This window comes from Mucilaginibacter agri (genome assembly GCF_009928685.1).
GTDB lineage: Bacteria > Bacteroidota > Bacteroidia > Sphingobacteriales > Sphingobacteriaceae > Mucilaginibacter > Mucilaginibacter agri.
This window is the reverse complement of record NZ_WWEO01000039.1, coordinates 164651-190871: the sequence shown is the minus strand read 5'-3', so window position 1 is coordinate 190871 and position 26221 is coordinate 164651. Positions and strand designations below refer to the sequence as shown.

Here is a 26221-nt window from a genome sequence, read left to right as displayed (position 1 = left end):
TCTTGGGATTTTGAGGGGTTATTTTCTAGGTTTTAATTTGCTACAGTAAGTACCGGTGAGGTTGGTTTGTCGTCCACAATTACACTAAAGGGCGCGCCCGTGCTTAAGCAACCGTTACCGTTTTGCACGGTAATGGTGCCGGTATAGGTATTGGCGGCAGCACCTGCGGGTACAGCTACCGTAAGCGTACCTACAGGTAAAACGGCATTTGTTACATTAGTAAAACCAACCGCCAATGCCGGGGCGTTCCAAACAATGCTGTACGTGGTAGGCGTATTAGACGAACTATAAGACATACTTGCTGTTGTTGTGCCTTTACATGTTCGTGGTGTAACCGAGTAAGATATAGTTGGCGATGGATTTACATTGATAGTTACTGGTATACGATCGCTAACCTCGGTACAGCCGGTACGATTGGCCTGTACATAATAAGTATTGGTAGCCCCTAAGCCTGAAGCTGGTGGAGTATAAGAAGTACCTGTTGCTAAAGCAGTGCCCCCGCTTGCCGAACTATACCAGCTATAAGTAGTACAACTGCTTTGTGGGTTGCTTACTGCCAGCGTTGACGAGCTACCCTGGCAAACCGATTTGGACGAAGACGTAACGCCATCCATTGAGGTTACTGGCGTAGCCGGCAGGCGCCTTACATCATAAACCCGCAGCGAGGTTCCCACTGCGGCAACGCCCCCGATTTGTATATCTACCCTGTCGAAAGGAAGATCGGTAGACAGTGAACTAATATCCAACTGGTACAAATCACTAACGGATGTACCGCTTAGGGCGGTGAGCTTAAGCGCACTTGAAGCACTAAGAATTGGAGAGCCAACCGGCGTACTTCCATTATAGAGTTGTATGGTAAAATTGGAGATCAATCCCAGGTTAAGCAGCCCGCCACTTACGTTCCGCAATAGCATGCGCACCACATCACCGGGTTGGGAAGGGGTATTAAAGATAGTTGTAAGATATGCCTCGCTTAACACCTGCGCGCCTACATTTAACTGGGCATAGGTGGTGGCATCATTGTCAATTGCATTAGTAGGGTTATCAACGGTACCCGATGCGTTAAGCAAGCTGATTCCGAGGGCAGCCCTCGTACCAGCTAATACATCAACGGCGGTACCGCAGTCGGATTGTGTTGGTGTAGTTTTCATTACGTAGGCATCATACAGTTTCATGCTTTGCCCTACTGCTACACCCGACATGGTTACCCATACCCCATCATAGTTGGCTGTTGGCGTAACTGTTAATTCCATATCGCCTGCGCCTGCGGCTACGCCTACTAATGATGATACGGTAGTGCCTGAGCCCGCAGCATTTGCCTGCCAACCGGTTAGGACACTATAATTTAAACCCGTAAATGGCTGTATTTGCACACCTCCAAGTAAGGATATCAACCCAGCCGGAAGATTCACTTTCACAGTAACAGGTGTTCCTGAAGTAATTTGGCTGGGGAATGACAAGTATTGTGTAACCGTAATTAAATTACCGACGCCCACAAGTCTGTTCATTACAGAAAAAGTAGATGGATTTCCATCTGCCGCGTTACCAGGATTGTCGACTGACGTTAATAACCCTGCGTTAACCTGTGGAGTGGCAGTAGCGTACAACCTTGTGGAATATGTACATTGCCCCCAAGCAAATTGGCTTATACCCACTAAGCAAAGCAGCAGAGTGAGACCGCGAAATATAATGGGCAATTTTCTGATTTTGTACACAGCACGCAGTGATAGTTAAGCTATCCCGAGGCTTCAGAATGATGCGCAAAAGCCCATAATTTTACAGTTAATCGGGGAACTACCTATCGAAAATATCTAATAAAGAGGGACATAGGCCGATTCATTTTATTCATTCCCTCTGGCTTTATTCATGCTGTGCAGTGAACAAAATGCTTTACAATAACACTTGCTGTATTGGTTTATTTTTATTTATTTTTACACTAATGATGATGATGCTCATTTATAATTAGAGCACATTTACCTAAACTTTAAATAGGTTAAAGAAGTTGGATTGATACTTAGACAGAGATTATTTGAAACCGCAACGGCAGATTTTACAGGAGCAAACTTCCTTCGCCTTACATAACCTGTACGATAGGTACGCAGGGATGCTATTGGGCTATCTTTTAGAAATTGTAAAAGATAGGGACAAGGCCGAAGAGCATTTAGTAAGTATTTTTGAGACCATACCGCAACACATAGACCGAATAACCGGCGACGGTGTTAATACATGGTGTGAGTTGCAGCGGCTTGCGCGCACTTATCTAGCTGGCACGATGTATGCTGATACAACTTCAGAAGCGAAGTTCCCGAATACTGCAAATAAGTTTTCGGCGTTAATGAATGATGAGCAGCATGCGGTTTTTTGCAGTATATATTACTACGGCAAAACAACGGCGCAACTTGCACAGGAGTTAGGTAAAACAGAGGATTTAATTCGGAAAGCTTTACGAGAAGCTTTTGCTATAATAAGGAAGGCATCGTGAATATAAAAGAATACATAGATAGTGGCGCGTTAGAAGCTTATGTATTAGGCTCGGCTTCTGAGAAAGAGGCCCGCGAGTTGCTGGATTATAAAGAGCGATACCCGGAAGTAAAACAAGCCCTTTTTGAGCTTGAGGTTGACATGGAACGTATTGCACAGGCTATGGCTATAAAACCGCCACCAACTGCCTGGCAAAAAATAGAAGACAACCTTAATGAGCTGATTAAACCAGAGCCACACACCCTACGTTTAAAAGAACATGGCCCTAAAAAGGAAGAATACAAAAAACCACGCGAGCAGCAATTTATTGAAGTTGAGGCTGAGTCTAACCTCATGCGAATTAACAAAGCATGGAAATGGGTATTTGCCGCCGTGTTTGTTTTAGGTAAGATATTTTTAGGCTTCGCGATATATTTCTACCTCGAAAACCGCCAGGCGCAAAAGCAACTAGACGAAATGAAAATAGAAATGCGACAATTGAAAAGTCGCTAAATAATAGATATTAAAACAATAAAGGCATTCCGGTTGGGATGCCTTTATTGTTTATTAAAAATTCCCTCCCCCGGGAGGGCTAGGGAGGGGTTTTCTAAAAGCGTTTGGAGAAACCCCTCCCTGCCATGCTCAACCCATTACACCCCCTCCCCGAGGAGGGAAAGGAACAAAAAAAGAGCCCCCTCTCGGGCGCCCTTTTTCTCATCAAAACATTACAAAAATTAAGCTTCCGTTTTGTCTTCTTTACTATTATCCTTTTGCAGTTTTTTAAACAGCTCGGAACCAATTAAGGCATCAACCATTCCGGCGCTGCCGCCGTCTTTACCGTTAACCAATATTTCTGGTACCAATTTGATACCATTGCTGGCTAAGGCTTCGGCTACACGAACTATAGCGTATTGTTCGGTACCCATGGCCTCCGTTTTTTGTTTGGTTACCTCGGCCTCGGCCAAACCAATGGCTTTAATTTTACCTGCTTCGGCACCACCATTTACCTCGGTGGCGTTAGCGTCTGCTTTGGCAATAATGGTTTTAGCTTCTGCATCTGCCTTCGCATTAATAGTTCGGTTTTCGGCATCGGCTTTAGCGTTAATCACCCTCGATTCGGCATCACCCTTGGCAGCGGCGACTTTGGCTGCGGCCATTTGCGTATTGATCTCTACCTGACGGGTTGATTTCACAATTTCCGGTTGCATATCCGCACCTGCTTTTGCACTTTCAAATTCCTTACGCTCAATTTGCGCACTTTTCTGGATCTCGTAAGTATGGCGCTCTTCTTCGGCCAACTTACGGTCGGTCATGGTTTTCATCAATGCTTCCGGCGGAATAATATCACCAATCAGCGTGTCTACACCAACCACATTGTAATCTGCCAGTACCTGACTGATATGCCCTTTAGCATCGTCCTGCCTTTGCGAACGGTTGGTTAAGAAACCAATTACATCACTTTTTTGCGCCGCGTTGCGAAAGTAGTTGGCGATGGTAGGCTCAAGCACCTGCGATACCAGGTTTCGCATTTTACCGAAACGCGCAATTACCTTTGGCGCTTCGTTACGAGGTATGTGGATAATCTGTGATACATCGAGGTTAAATGTAAAACCGTCGAAAGAGCGTACGCTTATCGTATTCAGATTTTTATCCAGCTCATGCGCTTCGCTGCGGCTGTTAGCCCAGTTTAGTACAATGTTGGTTGTTGGCACCACCTCTACCCCATGGGTATAAATGTTTACCGGGTGTTTACCAGGGTCAAGCGGTTCGTCCCAAACACCTTTTTGGCCCTTGTGCACAATGTTACCGTGTTTAAAGTTATCGCCGCTGGTATCTTTACCTTCGGGGCCAACGAACGAGTTAACCACACCCACATAACCAATAGGGATGTGCATCATATCTACCTGTTCCACCAGCACAAACCAGGGGTTCATGTAATAAGTACCCGCCAGGATCACATCTTCCTGCAAGCCTTTTTTTCCGCCAGCATTAATAAATGCAATAGGGTCCTGGTAGTTACGGTGGCCAATTACCGAACCGCCGGCAATGTCGCCTTTCTCCAGTGGTTCACCGTCCAAAGTGGTAACAATACCCACCTTGTTTTCATGCACCTGTGTAATCGGCACCTTTTCAATTTCAAACAAAAAGGTATTGATACGATAGTTACCCGGTGTTAAAAAAGCAGCCTGAGGACCTTTCTGACCATTATTTTCCAGGAAAGCTTGTGCGTCCTGAAACTTATCGCATTCTACCGGTTTACCCAATACACGGCCGGTATCTAACGCAGCACCATCTTTGGCCTTTACCAGCCCGAGGCTACCTTGCTCAATAATGGTAAAGGGAGCCATGGTAATAGCATATTGCCACGGCCACATGCGCCAGTACAAGCCAGGCGCTAACGGTTTGGCCTGCATACCGGCTTCGCCACGGGTGGCTATGATGCGGCCATCGGGTAGGCGCATATCGTTACCATAGAGGGCGAATTTTTTGACCACCAAACCAATACGGTCGTCCGGAACGATGATCATACCAAAAAATACACGAAGTACAGACTTGTACATTAGGAGAGCTGCAACAACAGGCAGCACCCACCAGAGTTTAAAAATTAAATCAGCCATTTTTTTAGATTGAATTCTTTGCTTAAACGGGGCCCTTAAGGTGCGGACTCCTCACAAAATCGAATAGCTTTTGTAGTACCTTAGCTATTAACGTTACATTAGAGCATAGCGGTTATTGCTTGTTACAGGAATTTTGAAAAATATTTTTTGAAGTGGATTTTTTGTCTTCTTAGGGTCTCTCTCAGAGGACCCTAAGCTGCAGATGCACCGCAAACCTGTCCTAAATCGCAGGGTCCTCTGCGAGAGACCCTGCGACGACAAATATCTGATTTATTCTGAATGAGATAAAGAATTTATGGGTGTCATGTTGAGGCACTCGAAACAAGCGGGCGAGGCCCTCTGCACCATCCTTCGAGAGCCTCAGGATGACACCCAAAACCCCAGCAGCTTACTTTAAGTCCGAATACCCCGCAGGGCGCATAAAAACAGCGTCAATCTTTGAAACGGTATTTTGATATTCGGTCAGGGCTGATAGCTTTTTCCAGTAAGCATCATCACCAAAGGATTTCCAATGGGCATCATGGGAGGCTTTATTCTCGAAACTGATCATATACATAAGGTTAGGCATGCGCGAACCGGCCAACACTTGTGCGTAGAAAACTGCATTAAAACCTAATCGGGCAAATAAGCCAACTTCGTCGCCCGCATTAAACATTTTTACTTTTTGCAGGTAACGCTCTTCGGTTGGGCCTTCGTAACTGCGCAGTTCGTAGATATGATCGGCGGGGTTACCATTTAAAGAAGGCACTTTATAATGCGGCGCCTGCTCAAAAGCGGTAAGGATAATATTTTCGAGGCGCTTGTATTTCGGGCAGTCATTAAACAGGCCTATCTTCTGCAGATTATTCAGGCTCTTCATCGGGATCCAAACCACAATCCGCTTATCGGCACTGGTATCATTAGTAAGGGGCATAAATACACCTACTTTGTCGAAACCTGCTTTATGCAAAGCGGGAATATAGCTCGATTCGAAATAGTGACTAAGTGAGTCTGTCTGCGCCTGGCTGTCTGTGTGATAAATACTGATCTGGTAGTAATCGCCAAAAGACTTATTACTATTTTGTGCCGAAGCGATGCTTACCATAAAAAGGGCGAGCGCAAATGTGATAACAGGGGTTTTCATTGCGGTTGTAATTGGACTACAAGATAATCATTCGCCGTGATTATAATCCTCAAATTTCCTTTAAGGCAATTTGAGGATTTAGTTATATTAGCCCTTTATTCCGGTTGAGAGGCACACCGGATGCTAACCAATTGTATTACCTAAAATTTAATTCTACTTAAAGCGGTATGAAATACCTGATACTTAATTTGTCGCTATTATTTATCGGTTACTTTTCATTTGCTGCTACCCAGCCACATGAGCAGGAAATTGCAGAATTAAAGTCGGTATTAAACAATAAGGCCAATTACGACGCTCAGAAAATTAAAACTGTTGAAGCCCTGAAGGCACAATTGGAGAAAGATGTGCAACTGAGCCTTCCGCAACAATACAGCCTTTACCTCGATCTGTATAACGAATACAAGTCGTTTAAATACGAAAGGGCTTTCTACTACGCACACCAGCTACAGCGCGTGGGCGAACAAATGAAAGACCCCGCCAAAATTGCCTATGGTAAAATAAAGCTGGGATTTATCTTACTATCGTCGGGCATGTTTAAGGAGACCTTTGATACACTTAACTCGGTTAAGGTAAAGCTACTCCCCGATTCGGTTAAGAAAGAATACTACTTTTTAACGGCCCGTACCTATTACGACCTGGCCGATTTTGATAAGGATGACTATTACGCGCGCCTTTATAATAAACGGGCAGGGGCTTATGTAGACTCAGCGGTGCGTTTATGCGACCCGAAATCTTTTGAGTACACCTATTACGCCGGACTAAAGCAACTTAAAGCCGGTGATTTGAAAAGCGCTATCGCCAAGCTTCAGTATCTCATCAATCATCAGCAATTATCCTACCATCAGTATGCCATTACCGCTTCAACCCTGAGCGATATCTACATACAGCATAACAACCCGGACAGCGCAGTAACCTTGCTCATCAAAGCGTCAATGGCCGACATTAAATCGTCTACCAAAGAAGCAGCAGCTATGCTAAACCTGGCACAGCTGCTAGATAAAAAAGGCAACACGCAAGACGCCTATATTTTTATTAAACATGCTATGGACGATGCCATGTACTATGGCGCGCGCCAGCGTAAAGTACAGGTGAGCGCAATTTTACCGGTTGTGGCGGGTGCGCGGATCTTATACGAGCAAGAGCAGAAACGGGCATTGATATTCTATTCGTCGTTGTTAACACTGCTTTCTGTTACCATTATTGTATTTGCAATTATTATTTACAAACAGCTTAAACGCATTAAAGCAGCAGACAAATTGGTGGTTGAAGCCAATACAAATCTATTACACACTATAGATAAACTTAACGAAGCCGAAAAGATCAAAGAAGAGTATATCGGATACTACCTTAATATCATATCCGATTACATGAACAAGCTCGAGAAATTTAAATGTTCTATAGAGCAACGATTGACCACCAAACGCTTTGATGATATTAAAATACTGGTTGGCAATATCAATTTAAAGAAAGAGCGTGAGGAGCTTTTTATAAATTTCGACAAGGCTTTTTTGAAGCTGTTCCCCAACTTTGTACACGAGTTTAATGCGCTGTTTCCGGCAGAACATCAGATTAAACTTTTGCCCAATCAACTCCTCAATACCGACCTGCGGATTTTCGCGTTGATCCGTTTAGGCATCAGCGATACTGATAAAGTTGCCCGCATTTTAGAATACTCCCTAAGTACTATTTATAACTACCGCACCCGCATTAAAAACAAATCCAACGATCCGGATGGTTTCGAGGCGGCAATTATGGGTATCAAAGCCATTTAATTTACTCTTTTTCGCTGTATAAATCTTGTATTGGGTTTATATTTTACGCGTTTCAGCAATACCAAATGGCACTGACTATCAATTAGTTAAATTTATATTTAGCTTAAAATCATTTATATTCGGTTTGCAGCCCTTGCTTCGCCGCCAATAAACTTTTCTCTTTGAATAGCGATAACCGACCGAACGCTTTGTCCATTGCTTATCGCCGTTATAAACCAATTTAAAACTAATTTATTCATGAGCATTTTTAAAGGCACACAGCCCCTGTTATGCAGGCCTGCGTATCAAATTTTGCCGCCCCAACTTTCTATGTTCCCAACCCGGGTAACGGTAAAAGGTTATTTATCGTCGGCATAGTTTACGGCTTCTCCAACTCAGAAAACACCCAATCCAATTCTAAACAAAGAACCCAAAAACCAAGAATTATGTATAAAAAACTATTACTTAAAAAATTACTCTTATGCCATTTGCTTGTGCTGCTCTGCTGTGCAGCTATGGCTCAAGGTACGGCAGTCACCGGTAAAGTTACCGATGAAAAAGGGCTGCCTCTGCCGGGCGTAACCATTGCCATAAAAGGCACCGCCCGAGGTACCAATGCAGGCACAAACGGAAGTTTCTCCTTAACAGCATCACCTAAAGACGTATTGGTTTTTAGCATGATAGGCTATAGCCGCATAGAAGAGACCGTTGGCGAGCGTAAAGTAATCAACGTGCAAATGAACGCCGAGCAACAGTCATTAAACGAAGTTGTTGTGGTAGGTTACGGCACGCAAAGACGAAAAGACTTAACAGGCTCTGTAGGCTCTGTAAAAGGCGAAGCATTTAAAGATCAACCAATTACCAACCCAACTGAAGCTTTGCAAGGGCGTATTGCCGGTGTTAACGTAGTTAAAAACTCTGGCGCGCCCGATGCAACGCCTTCAATAATTATCCGCGGAGTATCGTCATTAAACCAACCTAACCCACTTTACATTGTGGATGGTGTGCGTGTACCAGATGGTAACAACATCAACGTACAGGATATCGCCACAATCGATGTATTGAAAGACGCAAGTTCGGCCGCCATCTATGGTGCTGCAGCAGCAGGTGGTGTTATCGTTATTACTACAAAAAAAGGATCTGGCAGCGAGCCAAAAGTTAGCATCAGCGCCCGTTATGGTATTACCAAACCTAAACTGGTTCAACTGCTTAATAAAACCGATTTCATTGCACTGGAGAACATCGTAAACCCAACTGCGTTCCAAACTTCGCCGGGCGTACCTAAGGCAGGTTTAGATACATTAGCCAATACCGACTGGGTTAAAGCACTTTACAGCAATGCATACGAGCAAAACTATAATGCATCAGTTTCGGGCTCTACCCCATCTGTAAACTATCTGGTATCTGGTTTTTATAACCGCCAAAAAGGTATCTACATTAACAACTACTCAAACATTGGTGGTGCACGTGTCAACACCGACTACAAGCTAGCCAAGTGGCTTAAATTTGGTGAGCAATTAGCAGTTTCGCAACGCAAAACTGCGCCGCCGGTAGGTACAGAGGCACAGCTGCACAATGCACCGTTCCGTACATTACCTATCATTCCGGTTACCGACAGATTTGGTAACTATGGCACTGTACCACAAGGTTATGGTAGCGTATCGCTATTCGGCGGCCCTAACCCAATAGGTAGCGCTGAGAATGCTAACGCACTGAACTACAAAAACAACTTCCAGTCAAACGTTTACGCGGATATCATTTTACCTTATGGTTTTGATCTGCGCACCAATGTTAGTTACAACTACTATCAGGAAAACCAGGACTTTTACCAAAATGCTTTCGTTATCGGCCAAACCAGCTCGGCAACAAACTCGCTGACTAAAACCTTTATCCAAAGCACCCAATTTTTAACCAACGAGGTATTAAGTTGGAACCATAGCTATGGCAAACATAACCTGAGCGCTATTGCCGGTTACGAAGAAATTCAAAACAAATACAACAACGTTGTGGCGGCCGAAACTTCAATCGGGTTACCAGGCTATTCGTTTATTCAAACCTCCGCATCAAACCTTTCTATCCAGGGTAAAAACGATGCTAATGGCTTAATCAAATCAAAATTTGCAAGGTTAAACTACAACTTCAACAGCCGTTACTACTTATCAGGTTCGGTACGTCAGGATGCTAACTACACTGTATTCGGTCCCGATAAACAAAAAGGAACATTCGCTTCAGGTTCTGCCGGTTGGAACATCAGCGAAGAAGAATTCTTCAAACCATTATTGCCTGTTATTAATAGCTTAAAATTCCGTGGCAGCTATGGCGAGTTAGGTAACAGTACCATTGCCCCATACCTGTACAACCTTACTTACGCCCAATTTATGGCCACCAATGGTATTGCATCTGGTGCTCAGAATTTTTCACCGGGCGGTCCGCTTATTATTGCAACATCAGCCAATGGTATTGCCAACCCCGATCTCCATTGGGAAACTGTTAAAGAATCGAGTTTCGGTATTGATGGTGAAGCTATGCACGGCAGCATCTATTACACCGTCGAGTACTACAATAAAAAAACCGATGGCATGCTTTACAACATAGCCCTTCCATTGAGTTCGGGCTTTACTGCGCCTTTCTTGGCTAACGTTGGTAAGGTAAGCAACAAAGGTTTCGATATTTTATTAGGCTATCGCCATACTGGTAAAGATTTCAGCTATGATATTAGCGTTAACGGAGGCTTCAACAAAAACAACGTGATCAGTTTAAGCGGCCTGGCAACAGATGCTATTTATGATGGTTACAACTTCTACAGCTTTGGCGACACCGGCTTTAACATGATGCCAAACCAAACCTTAACCATTACTAAAGCAGGTTTACCATTCGGTTCATTCTATGGTTACAAAGCATTAGGCTTGTTCCAAACTGACGCAGAGGCTGCTGCTAGTCCGCAGAAAAATGCACACGCAGGCGATGTCCGCTTCCAGGACTTAAACAACGACGGTAAAATAACCGATGCCGACAGACAAGTGATTGGCAACCCTAACCCTAAACTGGTTTACGGTATCAGCGCCAAAATGAATTACAAAGGGGTGGATCTTGCTTTATTATTCAACGGTGTTGCAGGTGTCGATCTATTTAACGGCGTTAAAGCTTATGAGCAATTCCCATTTGCCGATGGTAACACCACCAGCCAGGTGTTTAAAGATTCTTTCTTAGGCTCAAATGGTTTAACAGATCAACCTCGCTTAGGCGTTAAAAATGCCGATGGCAGCTTCACCATTGATCCTAATAAAAACTACCAAACCGTAAGCAGCTACTTTGTTGAAAGCGGTAATTACTTGAAATTAAAGAATGCCCAGTTAGGCTACACCTTCTCTGCAGCGCTGTTACAAAAAATTAAGATCAGAAGTGCAAGGGTATTTGTGATGGGTAATAACCTGTTTACCATTACCAGTTATAAAGGTCTCGACCCAGAATTAGGAGCGGCAGCTTCGGCAGCCGGATATTCTGGTGCTACAACCCGTGGTGTTGACGCGGTATCGCAATACCCTCAAACCAGAATTTACTCTATAGGCCTTGACGTTAACTTTTAATCGATAAAACAATGACAAAGAAATTATATATATCAGCACTACTGGCGGTCTCGATATTTGCCGGTTGTAAAAAGTCGCCGCTTACCACCAGCGATCCGGCGCAATACTCTGCCAACAGCTATCCTGCTTCGGTAAGCGATCTGCAAAGTGTGCTAGCATCCTGCTACTCTAACCTGCGCGATCAAAACCTGTTTGGCTTCCACCTGATGCCCAAAGCATTGGCAAACGCAACCCATACCGCAAACTCTGCTTACGATGGCGATGCGGCTTGGAACGAGATGACCAATACCAACCTAAGTATCACTAACCAGTATTCAACAGAAGCTTATACTTCATTGTATACGGGTGTTAAAAACTGTAACGTAACCCTAGCTGCTGCAGATAAACTATCGGCAACCGCCTTATCTGCAAATGATAAAGCTTCTGTCGATTACATCCGCGGTCAGGCTTACTTTTTACGTGCTTACTACTACTTCTGGTTAGAGTGTTTATATGGCGAAAGCTACATTACATCATCTGGCGGTGGCGATAAAATGGGTGTACCTATTTACAGCAGCGTACCTACCGATTTGGCAAGCACCCAGGTGGCGCGCTCATCGGTAAAAGATGTCTGGGCTTTGATAGAAAGCGACCTCAAACAATCTGCAACCCTGCTAAAAGGCAAAAACTGGACCGGCAATGATGTTGGCCGTATTACCGAGTGGGCTGCCAAAGGTTTATTAGGCAAAGCCTACGTGTTTACACAAGACTGGACCAACGCTAAAACCACATTAATAGACGTAATTAATAACAGCGGTAAAACCCTAATGCCGTTTGCCAAATACGCCGATGCGTTTGATGGTAACAGCGCAAATGAGTTTAACGAAGAATCGCTGTTTGAGCTTAACGTTGATGCCGACGCAAAAGGTAACGATTATGGTATCTATGGCGGCAAAGCAGCCAACTCTACTACCATTAATGGTTTAATATGGCCGGCCTGGGCGTTAGGGGGCGATGGTACAGAAGCTGCCGCATCTGCATTGGGTTATGGCAACGAAGTGGTACACGATAAAAACATTACCCGCTTTGGTTATAACATCGGTTATTATAACCTGGTGGCTAACCCTAATTTCGATTCGTCGAAACCGGCAAGCTTTACCAATCCTAAACAGATAATGGACCCGGCTTATAAAGCGCAGGCTTTAGCTGTACGTGCTAATAAAACTGCCGATCCGCGTTTATTTGTAAACACCGTACAGCCCTGGATAGATGTGGTTAAACCAGATGGCGTAACCGCTTACCCGGCTTCAAAACCAAACTTCTTCGCCGGCCAGGTAAATACTTATGGTTTCAGCTTCCGCAAATATTCGCCTGTTAATTTTAATATTAACAACAACGGCCCTGCCGATGCCTGGAATTTATACCTGTTACGCCTAGCCGATGTATATTTATTATATGCAGAAGCTTGCAAAAACTCTGGTGATAACGCTAACGCTTTAGAATATATTAACAAAGTTAAACGCCGTGCTTACAATCTGCCTATCAACGGTGCATCTGCAGTTGACTATACCTCGTTAACCGCACAAACTTCGGCCATCAACGATCCCGTACTGGGCAACAACCCGTTGTACTATGAGCGTTTTGCCGAGTTATTTAACGAAGGCCACTGGTGGTTTGACGTTTGCCGCTGGAGAATAGGTAAATCTGAAGCCACTTACTATGGTACGGCAATAAACCTGCACGGCGCAGCCCCTGCATGGGACGATGCCAAATCATACGTATGGCCAATCCCGCTTACTGAGATCAACAGCAACAGTAAGATTAAACAGAACCCGGGTTATTAATAAATAATAGTTGATTAAAATAAGTGTGGGGTAGTGAGAGCCCCGCACTTACTTTTCGCTCACCCAAACAAGCTTTCTAAATGCCGTTCAAATTCTTCAGGGTAACTACTTCTTTACTAAGCGTATTTCTGATGTTTTGCCAGGCAAGCCATGCCCAGGATTCTTTAAAAAATCTTCCGGAGTACAGCTTACCGATAAGCAATCAAAAATTAGTTATCGCCCACTGCATGACTAATATTATCCGCTTTAAAGGCCACCCTTTTGAGGATGTTTGCAATCCTGAATATTACCCGCCAACGGGCAATATCTCTGCCCCTATCGGCGGTATGAACCAGGTAAAACCGATGGAAGACAGCCTACTGGCCAATGCCACGCTCGACGAAACAGTTGAGTTTGAAATGCGTGCAGCCATGCGCTCGGGCATTGATGGCTTTCAGTTTTACTACGTTTTAGGCGCAACCAGTTGGGACGATATTATTAAAGCTTACTTCCGCGTAGCGGATAAAAAACATCTCAATTTTAAATTCACATTTTGTATATCGCATCCTAACGGCCGTGCCGAGGCCGAAAAGGTAGCTGAATTTGCCCGCCGCATTAACGGCATTATGGACGAAGTTGGCCATAACAACGACCACTGGCTGCGTACCCCCGATGGTCGCCTTATTGTTTATCAATGGCTTGGCGAACCACTGGCAGATATTCCCGCCGATAAAAAAGGGTTGCCAAATGCCTATTACGTAGCGCGTGCCTATAAACGTTTGGCCGATGCCGTGCACGAACGCTTTGCCTGCCTGTTTACTATTAATGAAGAGATCAGTAAAGAAAAGCTAAATGAGTTTCTGGATTACTTCCCTGCAACATGGATCTGGACATTGCCTTACGGCAAAGATTACCTTGGCAATATGGTTGCCGAAGAGTGCGCGAAAAGACATCGCACATTTACAGGCTCCGTGTTTAACGATTTTTACACCTCCAAAACCCAGCACAAAGGCACCTGGGATATGTATCGCAGTGTAAGCGAAGCAGTAGCCGCCGGTATAGATAAAATGGACCGTAAATACATCACCTGTGGCCTTTCTTACAATTTCCGCAAACTGTGGGAATTCAACATCGAACATAATGTACCCATTACCAACGTGATCACTTGGAACGATTATCCCGAGGGGCATCACCTGGCACCGGAGATCAACCATAACGAAAGTTTTTCTATCTTATTAAACTATTACAAAAGTCAGTGGAAAGGCTTATCTTCACCCTACGCCAATAAAGATGTAGCCATAGTATTTTTTAAGAAATACAAGCACGATGTTAAACCATCACCTTATAATATTCCTGTAGTTCCGTTTCAAAAAGAGACCATCCCTGCATCATGGGAAGACTCTATTGAAGTGGTAAGCCTGCTCAAAACCCCGGGGCAGGTAAAAGTAAACGGCCATGTGGCCAATGCTGCTGCGGGTTTCTCAGTTCATAAATTTATAATGCAAAACGGACCAGTAGATGTATCTGTATCCCGAAACAATAGCGCAACAATACATTTTAAAACGCCCGAAGGTATTACCGGCAAGCCTTACCGCGCCGATCGGATCACTTATACCTTCAGCAGCGAGTTTGACAACTTTTACCGAGACCTGTACCCCGGCTTTAAGCCTCAGTACTCGCACGAATATAACCCGCATTTTGCGGGCCGATAACATAGCTAACCCAACAACAGAAACTAAACGTTAATGAAATCGTGACGGGAACGGTACCGGCGCGCCTCATAACAACTAAAAACAAAATAACTCTAATGAAAAAAGTATTTGTCTATTTATTCGGCATGGTCATTTTTAATCATGCATTTGCCCAGCAGAATAAAAGCATCAGTGCAAGCATGAACAAAGTAAAGCTTGAGTTTATGCTCGACGATCAAGGCCGACCGACCTATTCTGTTGGTTACGATGGAAAAACTGCCATTAAAACATCGCACCTTGGTTTTACACTGGCTGATGACAGCACTTTTTACAAAGGCTTTAAACTACTAGGCAGCGATGAGAAACAAGTTGACGAAACCTGGACACCGGTTTGGGGTGAAGTAAATAAAATACGCAACCATTACAAGCAAATAACCGCCCACCTGCAGCAAACTTCGGGGATGAAACGCTCATTAGATATTGTTTTCCGCGTGTTTGAAGATGGCGTTGGTTTCCGGTATGAGTTTCCTAAACAGCCCGATCTTAACTATTTTATTATCACTAACGAAGTGACTGAATTTGCATTAGCTGCAGATGATAAGGCATTTTGGATCCCGGGTGATTATGATAGTAACGAGTACAAATACAGCACTACGAAAATAAGTGAAATAGACAACCAAAAGATAGTTGCCGAAGCCACCGATATTGCCGTGCGCGTAGCGCCGGACCGTAAAGCCGTACAGACCCCATTGATGCTTAAGAGCCCCGATGGGATGTACATCAATATCCACGAAGCCGGGTTGATAAATTATTCTGCCATGCAGCTGCATGTAGATAATAGTACCTACAAGCTTACTGCCGCCCTGGTTCCAGATGCAGTGGGTAATAAAGCCTACCTGCACGCGCCAGATCATACACCTTGGCGTACCGTTATTGTGAGCAATAAGGCTACAGATATTTTAGAGTCGAAACTGATCTTGAACCTTAACGATCCTTCTGCACTGGAAAATACCTCATGGATTAAGCCCATGAAATTTGTTGGCGTTTGGTGGGAAATGCAAATTGGCAAAAGTACATGGAGCTATGCCAAAAGCATGGACGATGTTGATGCTAACGGAAAACTAAAACCAAGTGGCATACACGGGGCTAATACGGCCAATGTAAAACGCTATATAGATTTCGCTGCCAAAAATGGCATCCAGGGCGTTTTGGTTGAAGGCTGGAACGTGGGTTGGGAAGACTGGTTTGGCAACTGGAAAGAGAACGTTTTTGACTTTGTAACGCCTTACCCCGATTTTGATGTAGCCGAAATTACCAGCTACGCTAAATCAAAAGGCGTGAGTATGATTATGCATAACGAAACATCGGGTTCGGCCACCAACTACGAACGCCAGATGGATACCGCCTACCGCTTTATGAATAAGTATGGCTATCCATCGGTAAAAACAGGTTATGTAGGTAGGATTATCCCCCGTGGCGAACATCATGATGGCCAATGGATGGTGCAGCACTATGTACGCGTTGCGCAAAAAGCGGCAGAACACCACGTAATGTTAGACGCACACGAGCCTATGCGCCCTACAGGTTTGCAACGCACTTATCCGAATTGGATGGCCTGCGAAGCGGGCCGCGGTAATGAGTATAACGCATTTAGCACCGGCAACCCGCCCGAGCACGAAACCATTATGCCATTTACCCGCCTTATGGGTGGCCCGATGGATTATACACCAGGAATTTTCAAGCTAAAAGGCTATTCAACCGCAGAGCCAACCCGCCAGGTACATACAACCCTTGCTAAACAGTTGGCGCTATATGTAACTTTATATAGCCCATTACAAATGGCTGCCGATCTGCTCGAAAATTACGAAGGCCACATGGATGCCTTTCAGTTTATTAAAGATGTACCTACCGATTGGGACGACACAAAAATTCTGGAAGCAGAACCAGGGGATTACCTGACCACCGCCCGCAAAGCGAAAGGTACTGATAACTGGTTTATAGGCGCTATAACCGACGAGAATAGCCGCAATACAGTACTGCCCCTAACCTTTTTAGATAAAGGCAAAAAATACGAAGCAACAATCTATGCCGATGCTGCAAACTCCGATTGGAAAAACAACCCGGAGGCTTATCAGATAAAGAAGGTAACCGTAACCAGTAGCAGTAAATTAAACCTGAAACTCGCTGCCGGTGGTGGTGCAGCAATCAGCATTAAAGCATTGTAGTAGTAACCTGCAATCGAGACAAAACCCCTGTTGACGGCCGTCGATAGGGGTTTTGCATTCCCTGGCATCACATTCACAAAAATTAAGAAAATTAATTAGTACGATACGAAACCAATGTGGCTACTTATTGGTTTATAATTTATACCACGCTCTATAATGCCCCTAAAAGATACAGCGCTGGCTACTTAATCTTTCAATATAAAAATATGTTAGTGTCAGCTTTTAAAAAACCAATTATAACCTCATTAACGGTTTTAAATCATAAGAAATCAATGGGTGCGCCTGATTATATGCATGCGGTGGTTTCACAAACAGAAACTACAAAATCTCCAGTGCCCATCAAGCATGCACCCACATTACAGGTTGTAGATGAACAACCGGTATCAGAGCAGTTCTCCATAACGTTTAGTTACGCGCAACAATTGCACCGAACGAAGGTGTTAAGAGTTGGCTCTGGCTACCGCAAACCATCTTATCTATATAAGGTGGCGCTAAACAGCAGATTAAGTAGCGATGCAAAAATGTGCTGGCTGCAACAAACTCCCCAGGGTTGGAATACTTTATTAGGCAACATTGACGTTAAATTATTAAAGGCTATCACATCCGCTATTGAGACTATGGAATAACGGCTCTATGATGTAATTCATATTGCTATGGAACAGCAAAATCATTTCGAATTTATTAATTCGCAAACTGGAAATGCGATCTGCTACCTATCGGTACCTACAGATCTTCCCTATCAGGAACTTCAAAAAAAGTTAGAGAAAAAACGAGCGGAACTCGTGGCAAATAACAAGCTTTACGTGGAGCTAATTTATTGGCAGCTAGAAGGTCATGTTATCAGATGATAAACCCAATTTTATGCAGGCCTGATTAGTTAGCGCTACGTTTCAAATATTCGGTAGCAGTGCGCCCGGTTATTTTTTTGAACGAAGCAAAAAAAGCGCTGCGCGATGCAAAGCCGGCCTCGGTAGCAATACCTTCGAGGGTGAAACGCGTCCAGATATCAGTTTGTAATAATCCAATAACGTGGTTTACCCGGTAAGTATTTATCCAATCGGTAAAGCGCTGATGATAATGGTTGTTAATAATGCCTGAAAGCTTTTTGGCAGGTATGCGCGTTTCAATTGCCACATCATTTATAGACAATCGCTTACTTTTAAAGGCTTTATGTTGGGTCATATACTGCTCCAGATCCTGTATCAGGAGCTCTTCGGGGTTTTGACGATACGTGTTTGGAGCGGCTGCAATCATCATAATAAAGGAGCGATAAGTTAGGCGCCAATGCACCTTAAGTAAGCATTCAATAGTTATTACAAGTTTATTTAAAGGCATCTAAAAATGTTATACGCAAAAGCCCCGGTTTGTTAAAACCGGGGCTTTTACCATAAGCTAGTATTTTTACTAGTTAGATATATGTTGTTTTAACCCACTTCATAAGCTTAAAGCGAAGTAAATTTATTTTTCAGGGCATATTTTATCAGCCCTACTACGTTGCGGCTATTAGTTTTCTTTAAAAGATTAGCACGATGAAAATCAACCGTTTTTGCACTTATATGCATCCGCTCTGCAATTTCTACATTAGTATACTCTTCACAAATCATTTTTAGCACTTCCACTTCCCTGCTGCTAAGTGCCTCGGGCAGCTGAGGTTCAAAATCCGTATGCGTAAATTTTCGGGTTAAACTTCTAAGAGTGTCCGCGTTCATGTAGTAGCCAGTTTGATAAACTGTTTTTATGGCTAAAAAAAGCTCTTCCTGCTTGCAGCCTTTATCTAAATAAGCGGCAGCACCGGCGTGTATCATGTTGGCAATAATGCGCTCTTCGGTGTGTTGCGAAAGTATAATAGTTTTTATATGCGGGTAATCTGCCTGTATTTTGGCGTTTAACTCCATGCCATTCATTTCGGGCATATCGATATCTATAGTTGCAATGTGAGGTGCAGGGTGGCCTTCGGTAAGCGACTTTATAAACTCCACGCCGTTCTCGTAAGTGCCGGTTACTGCAAATTCGCCGGATAAAGCAATGCTTCTGCTCAACATTTGCCTGAAGATGTTTTGATCGTCAACTATGGCGACCGCTATCTTTTCCATAAACAATTATACAAATACTTAACAGGTTCGAAACAAATTGAATATAATATAATTTTTTTAGCAGATAAAACGATGCCGGATTAATATTTTTTAAATAAAAGCGCAGGCAACTCACAACGTACTAAATACACTAAGCCTTTTAATTTTAACCACCAAAGTATATTCATTTTAGTCATTATTCGGCTCCGACGATATTTGATCATATTAAGTGATAAATTTCCGCCTTACGCCGTTTTATTGAAAAATTGATGTAAAACCAACGGATTATAAGAAACCAAGAATTGAAGAAATGGCCTTTAAAGCACAATATGCGTGTTAATTTGCAAAAATCCCGCATACCTACGAAAAAAAAAAGGTAATGGTTTTTAAAAAGTTCTACTTGTACAATTTGGCTAAAATGAACAATACGTGAACAAAGTGTTTGAATCCTTTTTATTGTGAGCGCGTTACATTTACCTACACAGATACACAAAGTTACACAGATAGATACACGAACCCAATTAGTAATTGATATGAGAGTTAAACAGATTGTGCAAACGCCTTCCATTAGTAATGACGGGCGTTCCTTCAGATTGGTTGATAACTATCCCAACCAGCTGAACAAAACAGATTTACATTACCAACCCTATGCCTACATTAATAACGGAAAAAAAGATGGGGTTGAAAACAACGACAGCGCAACAAGCGTGTATAGCATTATGAGACTCAGCCTCCTGACCACCACGTTTAGGATGATGAAGCGCGTATTGTTGCGTATATGGGACTTAACCAAAAGCACTTTATATTTTGTATTTGCCGTATTGAAGTTTATGTGGTCGGCATTAGAATTTATCGCGCTGTTTATTAAGTTCTTTTTTACACAAAAGCATTGGACTAACTAGTTCTATTAAATAAAAACTATCTGAAATTTTAGCAAAAAAAGCAATCGATTAACCTAACCTTCCTGGATACTAACTAAGCTAATTGCGCCCTCCAATACCGGCTAAAAGTGTTCCATGACCAAATCCAATAGAAAGATGAAAATAGTATTGCAACATGATCTGGAAAACCTAAAGCAATGTCTTTTAGACACCGCCGGCATAACCTCGGTTACGCCTTCTATTTTTAGAGACCTGTCTTTACAGATCTACAAATCAACTAAAAAACAAGTAAGCGATTCTACCCTAAAACGCATTTTCGGCTTTGCTGCTTATACGTTTCAACCGTCGTTATATACATTGAACGTACTCGCCGAATTCTGCGGCTTTGTAAGCTGGAACGAGTTCTGCTCAAAAAATAAACAAAAAGAACATGCGGCAGGTAAAGCCACCGAGCTACCTACCGAAAGTGATGTAATTTATAAGGCGTCGGAAATTTCGCAACATACATTACAGGCCCTAAAAAATAAATCGGGCATTCCGTTCTCATTAACTATCCCCCGCGATTTTTTAGACGAACACCTTGAGATTTTCTTACATACCGAATACCCCCTTACTATACTTACGGCTTCGGCTGGCTACGGTAAAACCATTGGCTTATGCCATTGGGTTGAAGAACAATTAAATTTTAATCGCAAAGAAGCCAACGGCAATATGATTGTTTTTCTGAGCGGCAAAGTATTAAACCGCATCAGCAATCAGGAAGACCTGCACCATTGGCTATTGGCCTTACTGGGCATCCCAATGGGCAATATCACCCTTGCCGAAAACTTTCAACAACAGATAAAACAGCACAAGTTTTATCTGATCATAGATAGTTTTGATGCTAACTCCTTTAATCAGGAACAACTGGACACTTTATTTAGCATGCTTTCTGATGTAATTTCTATTTACCAGGGCAACCCCAACTTTAAAATCATCCTCACAATGCGATCTGCATCGTGGCTTAACCTTAAACGGGAGCTGCAAATGCAAAACAAATTGGATGATTGCTTTTTAGGCTTTATGGCCGATCAGAACGAAGAGAGCAACGTTAGCCCCTTTAATGGTCACGAAATTCAACTCATCAGCAACAAAATAAAACCGGGAATAAAATTAGCCCACATGGACTCCGAACTGGTATCACTATTCGGCTATCCCCTGTTTTTTCAATACTACTACCAAAAACATCCTAAAAACTTTGCACTCAATGAGCTGGATATCTTTAGCACCTATGAAGTAATCTATAATTATATCTTAGATAAAATATACACAGGCCGCTACTGTACAGAAAAGGTATTGCTAATACACCTATTTGTAAACAACGGGAAATTCAGAAAGAACAAGTTCTGCATAGATAAGCTTAAAGTTTACGAAGAATTAAAAAATTACAGTGCAGCTTATCAAGATCTGATTAGCATAGGTATTGTACGCGAAGTAAACTTTAGCGACGAAAGTGGTTATACCGAATGTATTGAATTTGTGCACGACCGTATATTAACCTACTGTATTGCGGCAAAACTGATTTACGACAACAACGAAGTTTTTGATGAAAAGTTAATTGATGCTATCAGCGTTAAGCTCAACTGCAAATTCCGTCTGTGGATTCTAAAATGGTGTATCTATATCGCGCTTAAAAACAAAGAGTACGGCATTTTTGACGCCTTACCTCGAATTGAGCTGGTTGCCCTGGAAAAAGCAAGACTTATTAAATTCTTGAGTAAAGTAATTGAGCAAGGTTTCTTTAACAAAGCTGAAGATGATATGGATGTTTTGCCGTTCGATATCACCCGTCCGCATTTATTTGATTACTTTTTGGGACTCGAGCTTATTTCGCCCGAATATACGGATGCCTTACAAAGCTTACTAAAACTAAACCTGCAGGACACCAGCAAAATATGGATTCATACCAGCATCGGCATTAGTCACGTAATTGGCCTAAACAGCGAGGGGCTCGAAAACAGTATCGCCTCTCTAAAAAGATTCCCGACCGAAGCATTTTCAACCTTTAACATTAATCCCTTAAACTGTCTGGAGACACTTTACTACTACTTAAAATACAACGTGGTTAAAAAAGAAGCACTTGCCGAAATAACCCACTTTATGTTTAACCCGCCTTATGGGCGCAAGCAGCTTTATCAATTAGGATCAAATTATGTATTAAATCTGCTGGCATTACACACGCTTTCTGTTGCAGGCAGTCCAAATAAAGTACTACGCTTTATAAAGGTATTGCACAACATTCATCATCAAAACGATCATTTTGTGCCCGAATATCACTTCTTCTTACTAATCAACAAAGCACATATCTATGTAGATCTTGGCAAGGTAGATGAGGGTGCGAGTATCTACGACCTTTTAATGATGGATTTTCGCGATGATGAAAGCAAATTTACCCCATACATGCGTGTTTGCCTGGAAAACCTTGCCGCTCATTTAAGTTCGTATATCAATAAACCGCAACAGATAACCAACGCGGTAGAACGATTGGCCAGCCATATGGAAACATCGCCATACAAAGTTCAACAGATAAACACACTGGTTTACTATCTGACCGCCGATAAAGCCGATCAGAAATCGCCAGCACACAAAACGCTTTACTTCAGGCTCATTAAATTAATGCGCTCTAATGGCTTTAATCCTAAAAGTTTCGTACATTACTACGAAAGCTTAAGTCCACAAGACAACAATATTACCTTGCCGATACTTCGATAAACGTTTTTAACTGACTCTTGTCAGCCAAAAACGCTCCGCGGCATGTGTTAGCAATAACACATGCTTTTTTTATGCCTTTTATACAACGGTCCGCTTAGGCCTGTTAACCGGCGACCATTTTTCTAGTAAGCCAATCAATATCTCAATTTGTAGAGGTTTTTGCATGTAGTCGTCCATAAAGTCGGCTATATACTCTTCGCAATCATGCAGTGCGTTTGCGGTTAGGGCTATAACTATAGGCTGGGTGCCGTTTCTTTTACGTATAATTTTGGTAGCTTCTAAACCATCCATTTCGGGCATTTGGATATCCATTAACACTACATCAAAATGCTTTTTGGCAGTATAATCAACCGCTTGTCTGCCATTTTCGGCTACCGCAGGTTCGTATCCCAGTTTACGCAGCAGTTGCACTACAAGCAGTACATTGATCTTGTTATCATCTGCCACCAATATTTCCATTGGATGTCTTTTAGCAAATGAGGGCAAAAGTAGCGATCTCACTTTATTTTCGGAGGTTGCAGGCCTCGATGCATTCTCCAGTGCATTGAGCAGATGCTTACCTAATTGGTACTGTTTAACCGGTTTAGATAATATGCTGGTAAAGAGCCCGATGTTTTCGGGGCCATACTCGTCGCCGATGGAGCTTAACAGCATTATGGGGATATTGGGATATTGTTCTTTAACTACTGTGGCAAACTGGATGCCGCTCATACCTGGCATCTGCGCATCTGTAATGATCATATCGGGCAGCGGATCGTCAGCCAGCCGCATCAATGCATCTTCACCAGATGCAGCAATTATTGGTTCTAAACCCCAGTTTTCGATCTGTGCTTTTAAAATAATTCGATTAGTTTGGTTATCATCAACAATAAGCACTTGTTTGCCAACATGCTCAAACATGTTGTTCTCCTTTTGCTTTTCTACTTTATTGGCACCAGCTTCGGCCAGTATGGTAAAGGTAAAAACCGAACCAACTTCAGGCTCACTTTTTACCCGGATGTTACCGTTCATCAATTTCACCAATCTTTCGCAGATAGCCAGACCGAGACCCGCACCTGCATATTTACGATTGTGCGCTGAGTCTACCTGCGAAAATGCTTTGAATAAACACCTCACCTTATCTGCCGGGATACCAATACCCGTGTCGTAAACCGCAAACTTCAGCTCCAGGTTACCGTGGATATTATGCATTAACACATCAGCTTTAATACACACTTCGCCCTGCGGGGTAAATTTAAGGGCGTTGCCGGTTAAGTTAATAAGCACTTGCTGTAAATGCCCTTTATCACCAATAACCTGGTTCGGCATGTCGTTATCGATGTCGTAAGTAAGCTCAATCCCTTTTTGGGCGGCTTTTGCGCTAAACATATCAACCACCTCTTCTATGCAGTTATGCATATTAAATTCCTTTTGCTCTATCTCAATGCTCCCGGCTTCTATTTTTGAAAGGTCGATAATGTCGTTGATAACCGATAGCAAGCTCTCGCTGCAATTGGTGATGCTGTTAACAAACAGGCGTTGCTGCTCTATTAAGGGTGTTTCGGCCAATAAGTAGGCTATGCCGATCATCCCATTTAAAGGTGTGCGGATCTCGTGACTTATGGTTGCTAAAAAAATGCTTTTAGCTTTATTTGCCTGTTCCGCTTCGTATTTGGCCTTCTGCGCCGCCTCGCGCGAAAACTTGAGCGCCTGATTAGAATGGATAAGATGCTTATTATATCTTTTAAGTGCATCCTGCGCACGTTGGCGTTCTTCGTTAATAACCGAAAATTTCTGCAAACGCATCAACTGAATATGCTGTATGATCTGGTTTTCGGCATTACGTTTTAATTGATATGCCCACAGCCCGCATACAAAAAATATAAATACCGTTAAAAAAATGTGAATGGCAAAGACCTGCAGGTCGAACAGATCGTTCCGAAAATAAACTTGTTTAACCCCGATATTTTGTAGATAACCAAATGTGGCATGGTGCAATAGCACTACAAGAAAAATAGGTATCTGCAACTTCCATTTTTGGTAAGTGATAAGCAATGCGCTGCCTATAAAAGCAAAAAAATGCATTTCGGCCATGCCATGCATCTGATAGATGAACTGGGCCATAAATATGCCTAGCACAGCGCTTAGTACATATTGGTAAATATCCGACTCGGGCAACACAAATTTTGCCGAATAGTAGGCCACTATCGAAATGCAACCCACCATTAGGGCAATATTCCAGGTGCCGTAATAGCCCGACAATAACAGCCCGATAACGAAATAGAAGGCTAACAAAAAATCCATCCAACGGTCAGACCGCTTCTTCGTTTCGGCATTCAGCACTTCACGCTGTGCCAGAAACTCCATATCTGTGTAGGCAATGTGCATAGTTATCGGGTACAATCTGGCAGCTGGCAACCATACGCTTGCCATGCTAATAAATCAATATTTTTTAATGGTTGTTGTTGCAGCATATCCTGCAAGGCCATACGGGCGTATTCGGTCTTCTTGTCTTCGCAATACCTGCTTCTATTATAATTACCGCGGTAGTATAACTGCTGCTTTGCGTTGATGATAACCGCTTGGGGGGTAGAGTAAACCCCGCACATTTCGGCGATATGGCCCCGTGGTAAAACCGGGATATTAATATCGAACCGCTGCTGAATTTCGGCCGCGGCGTAGGGCTTATTGGTCATAAGCACCATTACAAAATTAACCTTGTTGCCATACTGGTTAACAAGCGATTTAAAATGTGCCATATTAAACCGCGAGCATGGGCAATCAGGGTTAAAGAAGTGCAGGAAAACAGGTTTGTTATTATGGAAGTTTAGTTGTTTTACAAGATGGATGGTTGTACCCCTTTTCACAGAAACGTAACCCTCGGGTACAGGTGTGGGCAAGCTGTATCGATACTGGTTGTACCAAAATAACACAACTACAGTTGTGGCTAATATTACAAGCCATGCGATAAGTAATAGTTTCTTCATTAAAGCCCCCCGGTTGAATGAGTTAAGCATCTGACAATAAAAACGGCCTCACATAGCACAACCGTTAACGCCTTTTTTGTAAATTTTGCAAAATACAATTACAATGCCGCCAAACATTTTATTCATTTGATAATCAACACCCCTAGTAGAATAAATGAATAAAATGACGAGCGATTTAGTATAACTTGGTAATGGCTATTATTTCACGAAGCCTGGTTTATATAACATTGTAAACGCAGGGCAATTGCTAAAGGTTACAATACTGTATTGCTGCCTTTTTTTACCGATATTCGG

17 protein-coding genes are annotated in these 26221 nt (G+C 42.9%); 10 read left to right on the top strand and 7 right to left on the bottom strand.

Annotated features, from left to right (window positions below; all coding sequences use genetic code 11):
• Window positions 1-32: 32 nt before the first annotated feature.
• Window positions 33-1607 (bottom strand): immunoglobulin domain-containing protein, encoded by a 1575-nt coding sequence (locus GSY63_RS05215; protein ID WP_166584765.1) that lies wholly within the window; start codon window positions 1605-1607, stop codon window positions 33-35.
• A 422-nt stretch (window positions 1608-2029) separates the two neighbouring features.
• On the opposite strand from GSY63_RS05215, the gene GSY63_RS05210 reads away from it, so the two are divergent.
• Both GSY63_RS05210 and GSY63_RS05205 read left to right on the top strand, forming a co-directional pair.
• On the top strand, window positions 2030-2482 hold the full coding sequence (locus tag GSY63_RS05210) for an RNA polymerase sigma factor (RefSeq protein ID WP_166584764.1): 453 nt from the start codon (window positions 2030-2032) through the stop codon (window positions 2480-2482).
• On the top strand, window positions 2479-2973 hold the full coding sequence (locus tag GSY63_RS05205) for a hypothetical protein (RefSeq protein WP_166584763.1): 495 nt from the start codon (window positions 2479-2481) through the stop codon (window positions 2971-2973). Before GSY63_RS05210 ends, GSY63_RS05205 begins: the two co-directional genes overlap by 4 nt.
• Window positions 2974-3194: 221 nt before the next feature.
• Here the strand turns inward: GSY63_RS05205 and GSY63_RS05200 are convergent, their stop codons facing one another.
• Both GSY63_RS05200 and GSY63_RS05195 read right to left on the bottom strand, forming a co-directional pair.
• Window positions 3195-5078, bottom strand: a complete 1884-nt coding sequence (locus GSY63_RS05200; protein ID WP_166584762.1) for an SPFH domain-containing protein — start codon at window positions 5076-5078, stop codon at window positions 3195-3197.
• 388 nt (window positions 5079-5466) lie between these two features.
• Window positions 5467-6201, bottom strand: a complete 735-nt coding sequence (locus GSY63_RS05195; RefSeq protein WP_166584761.1) for an NIPSNAP family protein — start codon at window positions 6199-6201, stop codon at window positions 5467-5469.
• A gap of 167 nt (window positions 6202-6368) precedes the next feature.
• On the opposite strand from GSY63_RS05195, the gene GSY63_RS05190 reads away from it, so the two are divergent.
• The 6 genes from GSY63_RS05190 to GSY63_RS05165 all read left to right on the top strand — a co-directional run bounded on the left by GSY63_RS05190 (window position 6369) and on the right by GSY63_RS05165 (window position 17883).
• Complete coding sequence (locus GSY63_RS05190) at window positions 6369-7973, top strand: DUF6377 domain-containing protein (RefSeq protein ID WP_166584760.1); 1605 nt, start codon at window positions 6369-6371, stop codon at window positions 7971-7973.
• Between the two features lie 425 nt (window positions 7974-8398).
• Entirely contained in the window at window positions 8399-11539 is a 3141-nt protein-coding gene (locus GSY63_RS05185) for a SusC/RagA family TonB-linked outer membrane protein (protein ID WP_166584759.1), read from the top strand.
• A gap of 11 nt (window positions 11540-11550) precedes the next feature.
• Complete coding sequence (locus GSY63_RS05180) at window positions 11551-13362, top strand: RagB/SusD family nutrient uptake outer membrane protein (protein WP_166584758.1); 1812 nt, start codon at window positions 11551-11553, stop codon at window positions 13360-13362.
• Window positions 13363-13442: 80 nt separating this feature from the next.
• Window positions 13443-15053: an endo-1,3-alpha-glucanase family glycosylhydrolase gene (locus tag GSY63_RS05175; RefSeq protein ID WP_166584757.1), complete on the top strand. Its 1611-nt coding sequence runs from the start codon at window positions 13443-13445 to the stop codon at window positions 15051-15053.
• A 95-nt stretch (window positions 15054-15148) separates the two neighbouring features.
• Window positions 15149-17257 carry a glycoside hydrolase family 97 protein gene (locus GSY63_RS05170; protein ID WP_166584756.1) on the top strand — a complete coding sequence of 703 codons (2109 nt, stop codon included), beginning with the start codon at window positions 15149-15151 and terminating at the stop codon, window positions 17255-17257.
• Between the two features lie 272 nt (window positions 17258-17529).
• Complete coding sequence (locus GSY63_RS05165) at window positions 17530-17883, top strand: hypothetical protein (protein WP_208094465.1); 354 nt, start codon at window positions 17530-17532, stop codon at window positions 17881-17883.
• A 247-nt stretch (window positions 17884-18130) separates the two neighbouring features.
• Here the strand turns inward: GSY63_RS05165 and GSY63_RS05160 are convergent, their stop codons facing one another.
• Both GSY63_RS05160 and GSY63_RS05155 read right to left on the bottom strand, forming a co-directional pair.
• A complete protein-coding gene (locus GSY63_RS05160; protein WP_166584754.1) occupies window positions 18131-18514 on the bottom strand; it encodes a helix-turn-helix domain-containing protein in 384 nt (127 codons plus the stop codon).
• 185 nt (window positions 18515-18699) lie between these two features.
• On the bottom strand, window positions 18700-19350 hold the full coding sequence (locus GSY63_RS05155; RefSeq protein ID WP_166584753.1) for a response regulator: 651 nt from the start codon (window positions 19348-19350) through the stop codon (window positions 18700-18702).
• A 512-nt stretch (window positions 19351-19862) separates the two neighbouring features.
• On the opposite strand from GSY63_RS05155, the gene GSY63_RS05150 reads away from it, so the two are divergent.
• Together GSY63_RS05150 and GSY63_RS05145 are read left to right on the top strand one after the other, a co-directional pair.
• A complete protein-coding gene (locus GSY63_RS05150) occupies window positions 19863-20231 on the top strand; it encodes a hypothetical protein (RefSeq protein ID WP_166584752.1) in 369 nt (122 codons plus the stop codon).
• A gap of 135 nt (window positions 20232-20366) precedes the next feature.
• A complete protein-coding gene (locus GSY63_RS05145) occupies window positions 20367-22961 on the top strand; it encodes an NACHT domain-containing protein (protein ID WP_166584751.1) in 2595 nt (864 codons plus the stop codon).
• Window positions 22962-23039: 78 nt separating this feature from the next.
• On the opposite strand, the gene GSY63_RS05140 is transcribed toward GSY63_RS05145, so the two are convergent.
• Together GSY63_RS05140 and GSY63_RS05135 are read right to left on the bottom strand one after the other, a co-directional pair.
• On the bottom strand, window positions 23040-25328 hold the full coding sequence (locus GSY63_RS05140; protein WP_166584750.1) for a response regulator: 2289 nt from the start codon (window positions 25326-25328) through the stop codon (window positions 23040-23042).
• 2 nt (window positions 25329-25330) lie between these two features.
• On the bottom strand, window positions 25331-25927 hold the full coding sequence (locus tag GSY63_RS05135) for a TlpA family protein disulfide reductase (RefSeq protein ID WP_166584749.1): 597 nt from the start codon (window positions 25925-25927) through the stop codon (window positions 25331-25333).
• Between the last annotated feature and the right edge of the window lie 294 nt (window positions 25928-26221).

Excerpts from the sequence above, each read along its gene's own strand:
- GSY63_RS05200 (WP_166584762.1), bottom strand. The coding sequence starts at position 5,078 with ATGGCTGATTTAATTTTTAAACTCTGGTGGGTGCTGCCTGTTGTTGCA.
- GSY63_RS05195 (WP_166584761.1), bottom strand. The coding sequence starts at position 6,201 with ATGAAAACCCCTGTTATCACATTTGCGCTCGCCCTTTTTATGGTAAGC.
- GSY63_RS05190 (WP_166584760.1), top strand. The coding sequence starts at position 6,369 with ATGAAATACCTGATACTTAATTTGTCGCTATTATTTATCGGTTACTTT.
- GSY63_RS05185 (WP_166584759.1), top strand. The coding sequence starts at position 8,399 with ATGTATAAAAAACTATTACTTAAAAAATTACTCTTATGCCATTTGCTT.
- GSY63_RS05180 (WP_166584758.1), top strand. The coding sequence starts at position 11,551 with ATGACAAAGAAATTATATATATCAGCACTACTGGCGGTCTCGATATTT.
- GSY63_RS05175 (WP_166584757.1), top strand. The coding sequence starts at position 13,443 with ATGCCGTTCAAATTCTTCAGGGTAACTACTTCTTTACTAAGCGTATTT.
- GSY63_RS05170 (WP_166584756.1), top strand. The coding sequence starts at position 15,149 with ATGAAAAAAGTATTTGTCTATTTATTCGGCATGGTCATTTTTAATCAT.
- GSY63_RS05165 (WP_208094465.1), top strand. The coding sequence starts at position 17,530 with ATGGGTGCGCCTGATTATATGCATGCGGTGGTTTCACAAACAGAAACT.
- GSY63_RS05160 (WP_166584754.1), bottom strand. The coding sequence starts at position 18,514 with ATGATGATTGCAGCCGCTCCAAACACGTATCGTCAAAACCCCGAAGAG.
- GSY63_RS05155 (WP_166584753.1), bottom strand. The coding sequence starts at position 19,350 with ATGGAAAAGATAGCGGTCGCCATAGTTGACGATCAAAACATCTTCAGG.
- GSY63_RS05150 (WP_166584752.1), top strand. The coding sequence starts at position 19,863 with ATGAGAGTTAAACAGATTGTGCAAACGCCTTCCATTAGTAATGACGGG.
- GSY63_RS05145 (WP_166584751.1), top strand. The coding sequence starts at position 20,367 with ATGAAAATAGTATTGCAACATGATCTGGAAAACCTAAAGCAATGTCTT.
- GSY63_RS05140 (WP_166584750.1), bottom strand. The coding sequence starts at position 25,328 with ATGCACATTGCCTACACAGATATGGAGTTTCTGGCACAGCGTGAAGTG.
- GSY63_RS05135 (WP_166584749.1), bottom strand. The coding sequence starts at position 25,927 with ATGAAGAAACTATTACTTATCGCATGGCTTGTAATATTAGCCACAACT.